Annotated in this window: 11 protein-coding genes; 5 read left to right on the top strand and 6 right to left on the bottom strand. The window is 67.1% G+C overall.

Going from position 1 to position 16800, the window contains the following annotated elements; all coding sequences use genetic code 11:
- Nucleotides 1-70: 70 nt before the first annotated feature.
- Complete coding sequence (locus DPM12_RS03760) at nt 71-847, bottom strand: DUF3027 domain-containing protein (protein WP_112257137.1); 777 nt, start codon at nt 845-847, stop codon at nt 71-73.
- A gap of 120 nt (nt 848-967) precedes the next feature.
- On the opposite strand from DPM12_RS03760, the gene DPM12_RS03755 reads away from it, so the two are divergent.
- Nucleotides 968-2437: an MFS transporter gene (locus tag DPM12_RS03755; RefSeq protein ID WP_158542720.1), complete on the top strand. Its 1470-nt coding sequence runs from the start codon at nt 968-970 to the stop codon at nt 2435-2437.
- Between the two features lie 2 nt (nt 2438-2439).
- On the opposite strand, the gene DPM12_RS24230 is transcribed toward DPM12_RS03755, so the two are convergent.
- From DPM12_RS24230 to DPM12_RS03740, 3 genes are all read right to left on the bottom strand, one after another.
- A complete protein-coding gene (locus DPM12_RS24230; protein ID WP_112256920.1) occupies nt 2440-2823 on the bottom strand; it encodes a cold-shock protein in 384 nt (127 codons plus the stop codon).
- 266 nt (nt 2824-3089) lie between these two features.
- Nucleotides 3090-3716 (bottom strand): HAD family hydrolase, encoded by a 627-nt coding sequence (locus tag DPM12_RS03745; RefSeq protein ID WP_211658356.1) that lies wholly within the window; start codon nt 3714-3716, stop codon nt 3090-3092.
- Between the two features lie 190 nt (nt 3717-3906).
- Entirely contained in the window at nt 3907-6510 is a 2604-nt protein-coding gene (locus tag DPM12_RS03740; RefSeq protein WP_112256918.1) for a CHAT domain-containing protein, read from the bottom strand.
- A 112-nt stretch (nt 6511-6622) separates the two neighbouring features.
- On the opposite strand from DPM12_RS03740, the gene DPM12_RS03735 reads away from it, so the two are divergent.
- From DPM12_RS03735 to DPM12_RS03730, 3 genes are all read left to right on the top strand, one after another.
- Nucleotides 6623-7867, top strand: coding sequence for a S8/S53 family peptidase (locus DPM12_RS03735; protein ID WP_112256917.1), 1245 nt, complete (start codon nt 6623-6625; stop codon nt 7865-7867).
- A 668-nt stretch (nt 7868-8535) separates the two neighbouring features.
- Nucleotides 8536-8676, top strand: coding sequence for a hypothetical protein (locus DPM12_RS23055; RefSeq protein WP_158542718.1), 141 nt, complete (start codon nt 8536-8538; stop codon nt 8674-8676).
- Between the two features lie 288 nt (nt 8677-8964).
- Complete coding sequence (locus DPM12_RS03730; RefSeq protein ID WP_112256916.1) at nt 8965-11349, top strand: helicase-associated domain-containing protein; 2385 nt, start codon at nt 8965-8967, stop codon at nt 11347-11349.
- 10 nt (nt 11350-11359) lie between these two features.
- On the opposite strand, the gene DPM12_RS03725 is transcribed toward DPM12_RS03730, so the two are convergent.
- Nucleotides 11360-12964 (bottom strand): LCP family glycopolymer transferase, encoded by a 1605-nt coding sequence (locus DPM12_RS03725; RefSeq protein ID WP_158542716.1) that lies wholly within the window; start codon nt 12962-12964, stop codon nt 11360-11362.
- Between the two features lie 126 nt (nt 12965-13090).
- Here DPM12_RS03725 and DPM12_RS03720 point away from each other — a divergent pair, with 126 nt between their 5' ends.
- Nucleotides 13091-14755 carry a DNA repair helicase XPB gene (locus DPM12_RS03720; RefSeq protein ID WP_112256914.1) on the top strand — a complete coding sequence of 555 codons (1665 nt, stop codon included), beginning with the start codon at nt 13091-13093 and terminating at the stop codon, nt 14753-14755.
- Here DPM12_RS03720 and DPM12_RS03715 read toward each other — a convergent pair.
- On the bottom strand, nt 14734-16797 hold the full coding sequence (locus tag DPM12_RS03715; protein WP_112256913.1) for a HelD family protein: 2064 nt from the start codon (nt 16795-16797) through the stop codon (nt 14734-14736). The genes DPM12_RS03720 and DPM12_RS03715 overlap by 22 nt on opposite strands.
- Nucleotides 16798-16800 lie beyond the last annotated feature (3 nt).

The raw sequence follows: 16800 nt of genomic DNA, 5'->3' as shown, positions 1-16800 counted from the left end.
TATCGGTGTCGCGGAGGCGAGAGAGCGAACGCGTCGGCTCCGGCCGGGTCGCTTCGGAATCTCCCGGCTGTCAGCGCGATCGACCGGACTCGAGCGGGACGAGCTCGTAGGTCAGGGTGTCAACCACGTGCTCGGGTGTCTCGCCGGCGGTCGTGGGAAGCCGGACGTCGCTGTGCCCGCCGCAGCCGTGATCGTGGCTGACGACGGTCCCGTCGAACGGTGTCCGCTCGTTCGTGCACACGCTGAACGCTTGGCGCAGCGATCCGCCCAGCGCGATCGCGAACCCACACGTGCCGCACCGCCCGGGGGCGGTTTTGGCCAGCTCGGTGTGCGGTCCGGCCTCGCCGTCGTACCAGCGTTGTGCCGCCGCGTCGCGCCCTTCACGAGACAGCACCCATTCCTTGCCCAGGCCAAGCTCGTCGACGACATCGTTGACGTCGGGATCGGTGATTGAGGTGTAGCCAGGTATCAGGCGCGTGTCGTCGTCGGCGACGGGAAGGAGATCGCCGGGGCCGAGATCTTCCGGGGACACCCGTTGTTCCCAGGGCACCCAGGCGGGTGCCAGGACGGCGTCGTCTCCGGGTACCAACACGCACTCGTTGACGGTGACCCGCTTCGAGCGCGAGGCACGGACCATCGTGACCGCCCATCGCCAGCCGACATAGCCGGGTAGCGTGCAGGCGAAGTAGTGGGTGAGCACGCGTTGATCCTCGGCCCGGTGTCCCAGATGCTCACCGACTGCGTCGGCGCCGCCGGTCTCGTGGGCGACGGCGCGCGCCTGCTCGACGGCCGCTTGGATGACGGCATCGGCCTTTGGCGTGCGGGCACGGCTGGCAGTGGAGCTCACGAGTCACCAGTATCTCAAATCGCGTCCAGAGATGGCATCCGGACTCGAAAGGGTTGTGGGAGGCCGAATTCCCGGGGGATTCTCTCGTGCCGAGGGCGCCGGATGCGATTGGATGGTGATGTGTCCGAAGTCCCCCCTCCGTCGCGCGGGACCGGCGACGCCGACGAACGTCACGGTCCGCCAGCACCTCACGCTGATGACGAGCCGACCCAGCCCGCCCCGCCACGCGGCGACGGACCGCAGGGGAGATCGCGGGCACGGCGGGTAGGTGGCGTCTCGGCGCGCGCCGCGAAGAAGGCGGCGGCGGGCACGGCGCGGGTGACCCGGCACGGCGCGGGTCGATTGCATCGCGCGGCCGAGGCCAAGGGAGCGGGGCAGACCGGGCTGTCCCGGCTGATCGAGCTCAACGCGTTGAGCGCGTTCGCGGACGCACTCGTCATGATCGCCTTGGCCGGGACCCTCTTCTTCACGGTGCCCACCGATGAGGCGCGGGGGAACGTCGCCCTCTATCTCGCGCTGACCATGGCACCGTTCGCGATCGTCGCTCCGTTGATCGGCCCGTTTCTCGACCGGTTCAGCCACGGTCGCCGATGGGCCATCGGGCTGACCGCCGCGGTCCGCGGCTTCTTGGCCTGGATTGCCGCTGACGCGGTGCTGGATACCGGAGTGTGGCTCTATCCCGCTGCCCTGGGAATCCTGGTCGGGCAAAAGGCCTATGCGGTCACCCGCGCCGCGGCAGTTCCGAGACTCCTGCCCGCCGAGATCACGCTGGTCTCTGCCAACTCCCGGCTGCAACTCGCGGCGACGTTCGGCACGATGCTGGGCGCGCCACTCGGGCTCGGCCTGGCGCAGATCGGCGACGATTGGCCCCTGCGGGCGGCCTTCGTCGCATACGCCGGGGTGACGATCCTGGCAACGCTGCTTTCGAAGCAGGTCGATTCCTCCGTTGACGAGACCAAGGCACAGTTCCGGCAGAAGAAGCCGGGACGCCGGTTCAGCGTCGGAGGTGCCGTAGTTCGCGCCCTTCGGGCCAACGCGGCCCTGCGGTTCTACTCCGGCTTCTTGATCATGTTCTTCGCCTTCGTCCTTCGCGAGGAACCCGTCGGTGGACTGGACGGATTCTTCTTGCTCGGCATCGTGGCCGCTGCTGCCTGGGTAGGAAGCGCGGGCGGCACGTCGTTCGGTGCGTTCGTGCGTTCGCGAAGCCCGGATACGGCCAATCTCGTGCTGGCCGGCCTCGCGGCCGTCGTCGCCGTGGTCGCGGCGATCTGGTGGAGTCTCGCGACGGTCATGGTAGCCGCGCTGATGGCCGGCTTCGGGCAGCAACTCGGCAGGCTGTGCCTCGACGCCATCATCCAACGGGAAGTGGCGGACCGGATGCGTTCCAACACGTTCGCCCGCTCGGAGACGTCGCTTCAGCTCTCGTGGGTCCTCGGCGGGGGCGTCGGCATCATGCTGCCGCTCCTGCCGCCCCTGGGGATGGGCATCGTGGCCGGCGTGTTGGTGGCGGGACTTGTCTGGGCTACGCGGATCAGGCCGAAGTCCCTGACCGACACGGAGGGAACGTCGACGCAGGACCGAGCCGAATAAGCTCAGGTCTCGAGATCTTCAGCCACGGCGCGCAGCACGGACGAGACCTTCCGCGCCGTCTTCTGATCAGGATGCTTCCCGCGCCGGTACGTATTGGACAGCCCGTCGAGGAGCTTGATCAGATCCTCGACGATGGTCACCATCTCGTCCGGCTTCTTGCGCACAGCAGCCGACACCGACGGTGGAGGGTCCAGCACCCGTAGGGACAGTGCCTGCTCACCGCGCTTGCCTGCGGCCACGCCGAACTCGACGCGTTGGCCGGGCTTGAGTGTGCTGACACCTCCGGGCAGCACCGAAGAGTGCACGAAGACGTCGCCGCCATCGTCCTTGGAGAGGAATCCGAATCCCTTCTCCGTGTCGTACCACTTCACCTTGCCGGTTGGCACCGCAGACCTCGTTTGTCGTCGGACGTCGGACCGTCATGCCCCTCGGGCACGACACCACCACCCTACGGTGACTCGCGTGCCGTTCCCAGAGGGCCGTGACACCTTCGTGTGCCGTAACGTCACGTTCGTGGCGGAATCGGTACGGCCTCCTCGACCTTACCGAGCGCATCGCGGCGCCGTCGTTCAGCCCGGCCCCGTGCATCCTGGGCTGACGGATGATCCAGCCGAGGAACACGCCCGTCCGTTCGGACGGGCTCGTCTGGTGATCAATTCTCGTTCGTGTCGCGGGCAGCGATGAAATCGTCCAACCAGTACGGAAAGTCGAGAAGGTCGGTGAAGACGACGTCGGCACCGGCTTCGCGTAGCGCGACCGCGTCGTGGCCGCCGGTGGTCACGCCGACGGCACAGACATCGGCCGAACGAGCGCCGATCATGTCGCCGGGGTGATCACCCACGTGTATGACCGCGCCGTGTTCACGTAAGGCATCGCCCTTGGTTTCGGCGAACCGTTCACCGACGACGTCGTGCGCCTCCAGCCCGACATGTTCCAGTACCTGCCGGACAGCGCTTGCAATCTTGGCGCTGATGACGATCACTCGCCCGCCGTGCGCCGTGACGGCGGCAATGGCCTCTGCGGCCCCGGGTAGCAGCTTCGATGCAGGGACACCCAAGCTCGGATACACCTCGCGGTAGGCAGCAATAGCTGTGGGCAACGACTCACGAGGCACGAAACGTGCCATCGTGTCCGGAAGCGGCAGGCCGACCAGCGGGCGAAGCTCGTCGGGATCGATCGTCACGTCCACGCGCCGTGCTGCTTCGACAAAGGAAGCGGTGATGCCGTCCGCGGAGTCGACGAGCGTGAGATCCAGGTCGAATCCGACGACTAAATGCATATCCATACTTTACGAGGTTCGTCATCCCACGCTCTGGGCCGCGTCCGGATGTCCGCAGCAACGCGGGGCGCGTCCACCGACTTCGATACCGAAACGTGCGTTTATTCGCCAATCTGGCGCTGTTTTCGCGTGTGTGGGTGTCGAAGTCGGCCGCGGTCCCTGAGCCGGGAACGTTCCAGGAATCAATCGGCTAGGCAGCGCCGAGCCCGAGGAACGACCACGACGTCGCCGTGCTTAACGGATCGTCGGCGGCCTCACGCGCGGCGAGGAGGGCCGTGGGAAGGTCGTCGCCAGCACGTACTCGTTCGTGGATGGCCACGCTGAACGGGACCGAACCCGCGTCGCTGATCGGCACGATGCTGGCCAGAATCCCCGCGGTTCCCAGGGCGGAGAGCGTGCTGGCCAGCCCCAGGAGTTCGTCATCGCCGGTGGGAGAGCCGACGCCAGATTCACATGCGGTGAGCAACAGCCGATGCGGCGGGCGGGCCAGTTGCTCCACATCCAGGACCGTGATCGGGCCGTCGGCCAGTTCGAGCGACGAGAACATCGGGCTGTCCCCGCGGTAACGGCCATGCGCGCCGATGTGCACCAGGCTCGCCCCGTCCATGGTTCGCAAGGCCGCGTCTACCGTGGCGTCGTCGCCGGTGAGTACCGTCGCGTCCGGATACATGCTGGCCAGCACGGGGACCTCGGCACCCGAGGACTCGAGATCGTCGCCGGCGATCAGCACGGTATGCTCCGCACGCTCGGAGCTCGCAGCCTCGCGTGCTCGCAACCACGCGGTGGCCGAGGGAGCGACAGCGACGGGCAGCCGGCGTAGTGATGGAAGGGCTCCCCAGGGCGCGGCTTGTAACCGGGAGGGAGGAACCAGCACCACCGGCCCGTCGCCGAGCTCGCGGGCAGCGGGCCCGAGAACGGTGCGTTCGAGGGAAGCGAGGCCCGAGTCGAGCGCCTCCAGCAGACCCTTGGCAGCGGGTTCCGGGGCAAGCACGACGGAACGCAGTGCGAATCGGGCATGGTCGAGCTCGGCGAACACGTCATCGACGCGGCCACCCCGGAAACGCCGGACGCGTCCCCGTCGGGCGACGGTGATGTGAAACTCTTTACCCGAGATGCCGATGATGCTGACCATGGTGGTGTCGCGACCCAGGGCATCGAGCAGTTCATCGACGTCGAAGCGGCGTCGTCGAGCGGACGTGTCGCCGCGCCGGGAGTGAACGTAGCGCCGGATCCGATCCTCGACCGTGTTGCGGCGAGCTTCGTGCCTGGCGTCGGCCATTGACGCCAGATCACGACTGGCCGCGCGCAGCCTGCCGAGTTCAGCGGCAAGCACCGGATCGTCGGGCGTCGGGGGCACGGGCAACGCATGCACGGTGCTGCGCCATCGCTCCATCCAGTACAAGAGCTGGCGCGGGGTCCCGTTGGCCGCCATCTGGCGGGTCGCGAGCGCGGCCAGGTCGGTGCCGTGAATCGTCGCCCGGGCACGCAGCTCCAGAGCGCCGAAGGACAGTGCGTGCGTGTCGAGGACGTCCAGGCCACGGGTACCGGCTCGGAGCATGCCGGGTTGATCGCCGTTCAACGCCGCCAGCTGCGCCCGGGCATACCACGCGGTTGCCCTGCGCAGCGCCGGTCCCCGGTGGCGCTCTCCAGCAGCGACACTGAAACACGAGCGGGCGAGGTCGTCGAGCCCGGTAGCAACGGCCAGCCGTCCGGCGAGTACCAGCGCGTCGAGCCGTTCGGAGGCGTATCGGTCTCCGAGCTCTCCGGCGAGTTCCGCAGCCGCCCGCGCATGTCGCTTGGTCACGGTTCCGGCGGCGAACTGTGCTCGGAGAAGGACGAACCGAGCGTGCTGCTCGGCTTCGACGTGACCTTGACGCCGGCTGGATCTCCGGGCGCGGCGGGCGAGATCGATGGCACGTGCTGCATTGCCGGACCCGAGATGGACCATGGCGGCGGCGATGAACCCGTCTGCGCGCCGCAGCGCCGATGCGGGATCTTGTTCCAGGACGGCCACGAGATGGTCGGCTGCCGCCGCTGCCTCCTCTGTCAATCCCGCAGAGAGCTGGACGACGGCGAGATCGCGCAGGATCTCGGGCGGGACGACGCCGAGACGCTCGTGTCGCTGCCGGGCCTCGTAGAGCATGCGCAGCGCATCGGGAACGCGGCCGGTCCGGTGTGCGCAGTCGCCTCGGCTGCTGAGTGCGACGATCGCGCTGTAATGGTCGCCGTGTTGCTCTGCCATCGCCTGCGCCCGTGCGAGGCGAGCTTCGCCTTCGTCGAATCGGCCCAGGCTGACCAGTGCCGAACCCGCATTCTGATGTGCCCGGGACTCCCACACCGGCTCGTCCAGTTCCCCGAGAATCCGGGCGGCTTCGTCATTGTCGTCGAATGCACCCGTGTGGTCGCCGAAGAATGTGCGCGCGGCACCGCGGCGCACGAGTACCCGTGCGCGTTCGTGCCGCGTGGCGCCGTCGAGGGCAGCCTCGAACACATCGAGAGCTTCGCGCCGGCGGCCCGCCAAGGCGAGGGCCGTCCCCAAGCTTGCACCGAGTTCGACGCGTCGATCGTCGAGCGACTCGGCCTCCGCTATCCGCAGGCCCCGGCGAAAATATCGCAACGCGGGTCCGACACGCCCCCCGTCGCGTTCGATGATTCCGAGCGCGTGCAGCGCGTACGTCCGCTCGCGTGCCGGGGAACGGGCATGCAATATTGCACGAGCCCGTTCCGTCGCTGCCTTCGGATGGGACATGGCAAGCGCCGGCAGGTTCGCGATTTCGTCAGGCCCGAACCGCACCTGACGATGCTAGAGGGATGCGGTGGTGAGCGGGCAATGGTGTCGATCCGCTATTCGTTCCGATACGTCCGGTATCGTCCCGGGCTTGTACGCGTTTCGACGGAGGGGCTGAATGATGGCAGTGCGAGGCAGTAGACCCGAGGCGCTCGCGCGTGAGGTCGAACGGCTGCAACGAAACAGCGCGGAGCGAACACGTGGCCGGGAGTTCCCGTTGGCCGCGCGGTGGGATTCCAGCGGCACGGAAGTCTCCTACCTGTACCGGAACCACCAGGTGATATGTGATGCTTCCGACCTGCCCGACGTCCTGGAGGCATTCACCCAGATCGGTGCGGATCCTCCGGCGTCGATAGCGGACGGACCGGTGGGCCTCAAGATCCTCGACGTCGGATCGCGGGACGCGGACGATCTCGTGGGCCAGCTCACCGAGGTGGTGGACGAGGACACGGTCTCGCTCAACCACGTGCTGGACACGCAGAACAACGTCGTGATGTGTCCGGTTACCGAGCCGCTGCCGTGGGAAGGGCCCGTGCCCCTGCTCGGTGAACCCTACGGGCCCGGTCGCCCGCGGCTGGCGGTCATCGACACGGGGTACGTTCCGGCCGTTGCGGAATCCTCCGGGTTTTCGCGCTTCGGTGCCGTGCATGACGATTTCGAGCCCGACGACGAGGTGTACGACGCCGACGGCGCAATTCGCCCGTACGGCGGGCACGGCACCGCAACGACCGGCCGGTTGCTGTCGGTGTCCGGCTCCGACTCGGTAACGGTGCGGGTCCACGATTGCCTCGTCGGCGGCGCTGTGGACGAGCTGACTATCGTCGAGGATCTTGAGCGAGTCGTTGCCATAGGGGTGGACGTCATCAGTCTCCAGGCCGGGATGTACACCCGGGCCGGCACGTCCCCGAAGGCTTTCACGGCGTTCTACCGCCGCGTCCTGCGACGCCATGCGAACACAGTGATCATCGCTGCGGCCGGGAATGCGGGCTCGGACAAGCCGTTCTGGCCAGCCGCCTATCCGTGGACGACGGCGGTCGGCGCGCTCACCACGGGTGGCGACGCCCGCGCCGGATGGTCCAACGTCGGACATTGGGTGGATGTCTACGCGACCGGCGAGCATGCGATTCTACCGTTTCCGAACGGTCGATACGAGTACCTGGATGGAACGAGCGCCGAGTTGAGGACCGGACACGTGTTGTGGTCCGGCACATCGTTCTCCGCACCCGTGGTGGCTGGAATGATCGCGCGGCGGATGGTGGAGCGTGGCGTCGACGCTCCGACGGCACGTGACATCGTGCTCGACGAGGCTGCTGTTGCCGGGCTTCCCGGTGTCGGCCCGCGCGTTGTCTTCCCACGCGCGTGACGTTCGGACCGGATTCGAAGCGAGCGCGAGGTGAACATTCACTCGGTACTCGATATCCGGATTTTCTCGAATGTAGCAGTTTTTCAATAAGGGACATTGCGGTACATGCGAAGAGAGTTCATTTAATGATCTTGTGGGCCATTTAGGGGCATATGCTCGCCTAATGTCGATTCCTGAACGACGGGTGGCCGGTGTGCAGTCACGGCCGTCCCGCACGTGCGGCTGGGGCCGGCGCTTTCCCAGACTGTCGATCTTGTTGTACCTCGTTGCGCGTGCCGGCTAACTGCTCAGTCGGCTCCACGCCGACTCTCCAGTCTGTTGCTCGCCGACCTGTCCCCGCCGTGCCCGCTGACCTGTCCCTGCCATGCACGGCGAGCGGCCCTGCCGTGCGCGGTGAGCGGCCCTGCCATGCACGGCGAGCGGCCCTGCCGTGCGCAGTGAGCTGGCCCTGCCGTGCGCGGTGAACGCTTTGCCATGCACGGCGAATCCACGTTAATCGATCTCGGAAAACGCTTTCTGGGGTGGAGTCAGCGTGCAAGGCGCTCATACCTGGCACCCAGGGATCAATCACCCAGAACGTGTATCGGAAGAGTAAGTAATGATCAACAGTCAGTAGTCGTATCACTCCTCCGGTTGCTGATGTGTACAGATTGACTAATCTCGGGAGGGTGGATATCGAGCGACGGAATCCCGAAGCGATGCCGGTGGATCCCACCATCACCGCGGATCTGCAGGCGGCAGACCAGGAAGCTCGGCGCGAATTCGCCGAACGTGGCGCGGAACTCCTCGAACGACTCCGGCGCCTCTAAGAACACCCGTTCCCTCGCGACTGGCCACGCGGGCTGAATGGTCACGCTCGCCGGCTCCCTCGTCCCTCGTCCGCCGGCTCGCCGTTCGGGGCTGAATGGTCACGCTCGCCGGCTCCCTCGTGCCTCGTCCGCCGGCTCGCCGTTCGGGGCTGAATGGTCACGCTCGCCGGCTCCCTCGTGCCTCGTCCGCCGGCTCGCCGTTCCGGGCTGAATGGTCACGCTCGCCGGCTCCCTCGTCCCTCGTCCGCCGGCTCGCCGTTCCGTACAGAGGACGTATCGTAGGCAGTGATGACCAGGACTGCCGCGCCTACCCGGAGTCTGGCCGACGACCTTCGGGCTCGGACCGACGACGAGCTGGCGGCCCTGCTTCGCCTGCGGCCGGATCTGGTCGTCCCCGTACCGGTGGACATCGGTCAGCTCGCTTCCCGGGCGGCTACCCGCGCCTCGGCCACCCGAGCCCTGGATCGGCTCGACCGGTTCACACTGCACGTCGTCGACGCTCTGACGATCTTGCCGGATCCGACGACGGCCACCGCTGTGCACGAGTTGCTCGACAGCCCCGCAGACGCGATCGGCGAAGCATTGGAGCAGCTGCGAGCCCGTGCGTTGATCTGGGGTGACGACAAGGACATCCACCTGCTTCGCGTGATCGGCGAGATCATCGGACCGCACCCGGCCGGCCTTGGCCCGCCGGTGCACCAACTCTTGCTCTCGCTACCCGCTTCCCGGCTGTCGACGATTGGGACAGGTCTGGGGCTACAGCTCGCCGGTGACCACGCCGCGGACGCGGCGACCATCGCGGCACACGTGAGCGCTCCGCGAGCGTTGGGCGCCCTGCTCGACGAACTGGGCTCGGAGACCATCCCCGCGCTGCACGTGCTCGCCGACGGGCCACCGACGGGCCGGGTGGAGAACGCGCGGCGGGACGTCGACCGAAACTCCGCCCACACTCCTATCGATCATCTACTCGCCACCGGACTCCTGATCCCGGTCGGCGACGACGCCGTCGTGCTCCCCAGGGAAGTCGGGCTGCACCTCCGAGGCGGCACCATAGGAAAAGACTTCCAGGTCAGCGCGCCGGAGCCGGAGGTGACGGAACACGATCCCGACCTCGTGGACCGCACGGGAGCGGCCAGCGCCTTCGACATCGTCCGAAAGATCGAGACCCTGCTTGACGCCTGGGCGGCAGCGCCGCCATCGGTCTTGCGTACCGGTGGGCTCGGGGTGCGCGACTTCCGTAAATTGCCAGGGCTTCTGGACACCGACGAGATCGGCGCGGCCTTGATCGTCGAGTTGACGTACATCGGCGGCCTTCTTGCCACGGCGCAGGACGACGAAGACGTCTGGCTTCCGACGAGCGAGTACGACACGTGGCAACGCGGCAGTATTGCCGAACGCTGGGTGAGCATCGTCCGCGACTGGCTGACGACAAGCCGGGTCGCCGGGCTGGTCGGCACCCGAGACGACCGGGACCGGCTGATTCCCGCCCTCGGCGGAGATCTCGACCGCCCCGTTGCCCCGGAGATCAGGGCTCAAGTTCTCGATGTGCTCAACGGGCTCCCTCCCGGATCGGCGCCGACCCGCGACGGAGTCACAGCGGCGGTACGCTGGCGGCGGCCGCGCCGCGGAGGACGGCTGCGCGATGATCTCGTCGGGTGGACGTTACGGGAAGCCGAACTGCTCGGGGTCACCGGCCGCGGTGCATTGGCCTCGTACGCACGGCCATTACTCGGAGGTACGGGAGAGCGGGCCAGCAGTGCCGCATCGTCGGCGCTGGAGCCGCACCTTCCCGAGCCCTTGGACCACGTGCTCCTGCAAGCCGATCTGACCGCCGTGGCCCCCGGACCTCTGCGTTCGGACATCATCCGTGAGCTGGGCCTGCTCGCCGAGGTCGAGAGCCGAGGCGGGGCTTCGGTGCACCGATTCACCGAGGATTCCATCCGGCGAGCACTCGATGCCGGCCGGACGGCGGATGATGTCCACGAGTTCCTCGCGTCGGTGTCTCGGACACCGGTTCCACAACCATTGTCCTACCTGGTGGACGATGTCGCTCGCCGGCACGGGTCACTGCGAGTCGGGCCCGCGTCGTCGTTCATCCGCAGTGACGATCACGCGGTGCTTGCCCAGATCATGGCGAGCCCGCAGGCGTCGGCGCTGGGACTGCGACGATTGGCGCCGACCGTTCTCGTGTCGTCGCTCGATGGCATCACGTTGCTGGAACGGTTGCGCCAGCTCGGGTTCGCCCCGACGCCCGAGAACGCGGACGGCTCGATCGTCGTCGCGCGATCCGAGCCGCGGCGGACGCCGAGCACCGTTCCGCCCCAACCGGCGGCAGAGCGCACGTCGCCCACCGAGGAAGTGCTGGCCGCCGCCGTGCGGGCGTTGCGGGCTGGTGACCGCTCGTCTGCGGCGCGACCTCCCGACGCCGTTCCGGGCAGGCTGGAGCAGAACGCGTCGGTGCAGACCATGACCGATCTGCGACGGGCGCTCGAAGAAGGATCGACGGTCTGGATCGGCTACGTCGATCACCACGGTTCCACCAGCGAACGCGTCGTCGATCCGGTGCGCCTGGAAGGCGGATGGCTGGCGGCCTTCGACCATCGGAGCAACGAGATACGATCCTTCGCCGTTCACCGCATCAGCGGTGTCGCCCGGGTCCCCGCGGAAACGTGAGCCGAAGCGGTCAGCAGACCTCGTCGATGGGCTCGGCACCTCGGTCTGGCTGGTCGCCTGGGCCGGCATCTTGTCCGGGATCTTGCTCCGGTTCTCGTTGATCGCCCGGATCGCTCCCAGGGTTCGGCTCGCCGTCGACGTCGCCCGGCGTCTCCTCGCCGACGTCGCCCGTGCCCTCGTTCTGATCGGGGGAATGCTCGTCGGGCGGTTCCGTGAGTGAGGCGATCGACTCCTGGACGAACTGGCGCATCAGCTCGAAGTCCGGTTCGTAGTAGTCGACGATCTTATCGGTGAACGGGAGGCTCCGGATCTCGGCGTCCTGGACTCGCAATCCCAGTTCGGCGAAGTCTTCCAGCCGCTGCCGCCCGATGTCGGTCGAGAAGTTCTCCCGCGTGGCGCTCTCCAGTTGAAGATACCGTGTCAGCAGTGTAGACGGATTGACCTGGTTAGCGATCGCGCCGATGAGGCAGCGCTGCCGCCGCATCCGTTCGTAGTCGTCGGATACCGGCGGTGGGCCGCAGCGGGCCCGAGCGAACCACAGCGCTTCGCCGCCACTGAGTAGCTGCTGATCACCTTCTTCGATCCAGCCCCGGGCGGGTGTGCACGTCCCTGCGCTGGTGAGCTGCGTTCCGATCGGGATGCGATAGGGAACGTCGATCTCGACGCCACCGAGCGCGTTGACGATTGCCTCGAAACCGTCCAGATTCACCATGATGTAGTAGTCGATGTCCAGCCCGAGGGCTTCGCCCACGGCAAGTTTCATCGCCTCCGCACCGGGATCCTCGATTCCCTCGAAATAGTCGGGGAACTGGGCGGGAAGGTTGTTGTAGATCGAAGAAACCCAGTACTCGGACTCGGGAACTCCGCGAAACCCGTCCGGATAGGCCTCCGCCAGAGGTCCTTCGGGCAGGGGGGTGTACTGGAGGTTGCGGGGTACCGAGAAGAGCGCGGTGTCGCCGGTCTCGGTGTGGACGCTCGCCACCATGATCGTGTCGGGTCGCACACCCGTGCGGTTCTCGTCGGCGTCCGATCCGAGAAGGAGGATGTCGACCCGATCCTTGCCTGCCCACGGGTCTTCGTCCGTGGAATTGTCCGGAATGGTCAGGCTGTGCCGATCCCGCTCGTCGGGAAAGACCGACTCGATGAAGTCGCGCTGCGTCGACGCGTACCGAGCTCCGATACCGATCGGGGTGATCACGACGGACGCGACTGCGATCACCAGCAACACGGCGAGGAGGCGCTGCGAGATGCGCAACCCCGGGGGCTGAAGCAGGTGGAAGCCGACGACGGCGTTGAGCAGCCACAGGGTGGCGATAGCGAGCAGCGCGAATCCGACGATGGTCATTCGCTCGGAATCGGCGGCGAGCCGTACCAGTCCGTTCGTTCCGGCCCGGTACGCGTAGATGCCCGCGGCAGCGATCCCGCCGAGAAAGAGCGCGAGGATGGCGGAACCGATCCAACGCCTCCCGGCGGCGAGCAAGCCGAGCCCTGGTATCAGAACGCCGGCAATGGACCAGCCGAGAAAGCGCCGGAACGCGCCAGGCGCTGGTCCCCCTCGCGACCGGCCCATGGCGGTGGCTCCGGTCGGATGCGGGGGGCGATCTCGTGTGGGCATCGCGCTCATTGTGCCCAAGACCGATCATCTGACCTAGGGCACCCGTCACAACGCAATCAAAACCTGACCTTGGTGCGATCGTACGAGCAGTCATGGATTGTGGACACGCGGCGCCGGGAGAGGAGAATGGCGAGCGTGACCGACGGACCGCTGATCGTGCAAAGTGACAAGACCTTGCTCCTCGAGGCCGGCCACGAGATGGCCGAGGCCTGCCGCCGGGCGATCGCGCCCTTCGCCGAGCTGGAACGCGCACCGGAGCACGTCCATACGTATCGCGTGACACCCCTGGGACTCTGGAATGCTCGGGCCGCCGGGCACGATGCCGAACAAGTGGTCGATACGCTGATGCAATACTCGCGGTACCCCGTGCCGCACGCCATGCTCGTCGACATCGCCGAGACCATGGCCCGATACGGTCGGCTACGCCTGGAGTCTCACCCGGCGCACGGACTCGTCTTGCATGCCACGGACCGCCCGGTGTTGGAGGAGGTCCTGCGGTCTAAACGGGTCGCACCGCTGGTTGGCGCGCGCATCGACAACGACACGGTGATCGTGCACCCGTCCGAGCGTGGAAATCTCAAGCAGGCCCTGGTGAAACTGGGGTGGCCAGCCGAAGATTACGCGGGGTATGTGGATGGCGAGGCGCATGCCATCACGCTGAACGAGGAGGGCTGGTCGCTGCGGCCCTACCAGCGCGATGCCGCGTCGGGCTTCTGGCACGGCGGTTCGGGCGTCGTGGTGCTGCCGTGTGGTGCGGGCAAGACGCTCGTGGGCGCGGCGGCCATGGCGTACGCGCAATGCACCACCCTGATTCTGGTGACCAACACCGTGGCCGCACGGCAGTGGCGTTCCGAGCTGATCCGGCGCACCAACCTCACCGAAGACGAGATCGGCGAATACTCCGGGACCAAGAAAGAGGTGCGTCCCATCACGGTGGCGACGTACCAGGTTCTGACGACGCGCCGCAAGGGCGCATATGCCCACATGGAGCTGTTCGAGGCGCGAGATTGGGGCCTGATCATCTACGACGAGGTCCACTTGCTGCCCGCGCCGATCTTCCGGATGACCGCCGATCTGCAGGCCCGGCGGCGGCTGGGATTGACCGCCACGCTCGTGCGGGAGGACGGCCGGGAAGGTGACGTGTTCACCCTCATCGGTCCCAAGCGTTACGACGCTCCGTGGAAGGAGATCGAGAACCAGGGATACATCGCGCCGGCCGACTGCGTCGAGGTTCGGGTCACCCTCACCGACAGCGAGCGTCTTGCCTACGCGACTGCCGAGCCCGACGAGCGCTATCGGCTTGCCTCATGTACTGACACGAAGACACGCGTCGTCGAGCAGTTGGTCAAGCAGCACGACGGTGAGCAAACTCTGATCATCGGCCACTACATCGACCAGCTCGACGAGCTCGGCGAACTGCTGGATGCGCCGGTCGTCAAGGGGGACACGAGCGTCCGCGAGCGGCAGCGATTGTTCGACGCGTTCCGGACGGGCGAGATCGAGACGCTGGTGGTGAGCAAGGTTGCCAACTTCTCGATCGACCTTCCCGAGGCGAGCGTGGCCATCCAGGTATCCGGCACATTCGGATCGCGCCAGGAAGAAGCGCAGCGGCTCGGGCGTCTCTTGCGCCCCAAGCAGGACGGCCGCACGGCGCGGTTCTACTCGGTGATCGCTCGCGACACTCTGGACCAGGAGTATGCCCAGCACCGTCAGCGTTTTCTGGCTGAGCAGGGCTACGCCTATCGGATCACCGACGCCGAAGAGGTGCTCTACGACGAAGGAACACGGTGAGCATCGGCGTCGAGGAGTGCTTCCGGAAGCGGCGCGCTGTGCACCACCGTGAGTGACGAGACGGCCCGGGTGAGGGCGACGTAGAGCCGGCGAAGCCCTGAGAGTTCGCCGGTGGACCGTTCCTCGGAGGCGATCGCGGCGGGCTCGACGACCACGACGTGATCATATTCGAGTCCCTTGGCCAGGCTCGCCGGGACCAGCGTGGACGCGGCGTCGTCGTCGAGCTGACCGAACGCCAGGCCAGCTTCCTGCAGCCATCGGCCGACCTCGTCGACCATCGGATCGGAGGCGATCACGCCAAGCGAGCCCGGACGTTCGCGAACGCGGCGCACTGTGGACACGAACGACGCGTCCCCCGCCGAGATCACTTCTAGCTGACCGCGGTTGGTGCGTACCGGCTCGGGTGGAGCGATCTCGGGCGCGATGGTGGGCAGCAGGCGGGAAGAGAATGCCACGACGGTGGCCGGCACCCGGAACCCCTGACGCAGGATCTCGATGTGGGCATCTTCCTGGCCGAGGTGGGCCAGCGCATCCGGCCACGCCGGCGTCGCCCACGGCGTCGTTCCCTGGGCGATGTCACCGAGGACGGTGGTCGATCCGCTGATACGGCGGCCGACGGCACGCAATTCCATCGGGGAGAGATCTTGCGCCTCGTCGAGGACGACGTGACCGAGCCCGCTGAATCGCTGCATCATCGCGGTCGCTTCGTCGACCAGAACGGCATCAGCATGGGTCCACGGTGCCGAACGCACACTCCTGGGGGCTCGGGACCAGCGGATCAGGTCCTGCTCGTCGTCGCGCAAGATGCCCGCGGCCGCATCGGCGAGAAAGTCGGTGTCGCTCAGCAGGCGCATCACGATCTTTGCCGGGTCCAGGGCCGGCCAGATGGCGTCGACATAGGCTTTCATCGGCCGCGAGCGAGCCACGGCGTTTTGCACGCGATCGTCCGTGACCTGTCCGGATGCCTCGATCCGCAGCAGGACTCGATGTGCCAGCCGCTGTGCGAGCAGGGCGCGTGCGGTGGCGTATCCGTCGCCGCGGGCGCGTAGTGCGGCGATCGTCTCAGCGGCCTCGCTGGCCGGTACACGCCACGTGCGGGCGCCGCGAGGAACGTGTAGCGGCTCGACGGGGTCGTTCACGTGTGACCAGATAGCCCGACGGATCACGTGCGCCATTCGCGGATCGCCCTTGAGGGCTGCTGTTTCGAGGTCATCCCGACCACGGATGGGCACGTGGTCGACGAGCTCGGATACCGTCATCTGCTGGACATCGACCTCGCCGAGCGCCGGCAGGACCTGAGATATGTAGTGCAGAAACGCACGGTTGGGACCGAGGATCAGCACGCCGGTACGGCGGAGCCGGTCACGGTACGTGTGCAGGAGGTAGGCGGCCCGGTGGAGACCGACGGCCGTCTTGCCGGTGCCCGGGGCGCCCTGCACACACACGGAACGTTCCAGTGGAAACCGCACGACGTCGTCCTGCTCGGGCTGAATGGTCGCGACGATGTCACGCATCGGTCCCACCCGAGGCTGTTCGATTTCCTCGGCGAGAATCCGGCTCGCCGTATCTGGTTCATCGGGATCCAGGAGGTGCTCATCCTCGAAAGAGGTCAGCTCACCAGCAGCGAAACCGAAGCGACGGCGTCGCGTCACGCCGTGCGGATCGCTGCGGGTCGCCTGATAGAAGGCCCGGGCGACGTCCGCGCGCCAGTCGACGACGACGGGGTCGCCGGCTTCGTCCATCACATGGCGGCGGCCGATGTGAAAGGTCTCGGCATCGGCAGGAGCGTCGCTGCCCGGCTCCGTGGTCTGCAGCCGGTCGATGCGGCCGAAGAACAGCGGCAGTGACGGGTCGTCCTCCAGGGCCTTGGCTCGCCGGTACAGCGATGCCTTCAGATACTCGGTAGATACGTGGTCACCGCTCTGCGCAGTGAGGGACACCGTGCGCTCGCGCATCGCCCCGAGAAGCGTCCGGGCGCGACGCATGTAGGCGCGTTCGGTGGCGAGAACGTCCTCGGGGGTGGCGGGCGGCTGGGCAGCCATGAG

Origin of the sequence: Phytoactinopolyspora halophila, assembly GCF_003287285.1 — a bacterium.
GTDB classification, from domain to species: domain Bacteria; phylum Actinomycetota; class Actinomycetes; order Jiangellales; family Jiangellaceae; genus Phytoactinopolyspora_A; species Phytoactinopolyspora_A halophila.
Note: the sequence above shows the minus strand (reverse complement) of the source record. Positions and strands in the feature narration are given on the sequence as shown.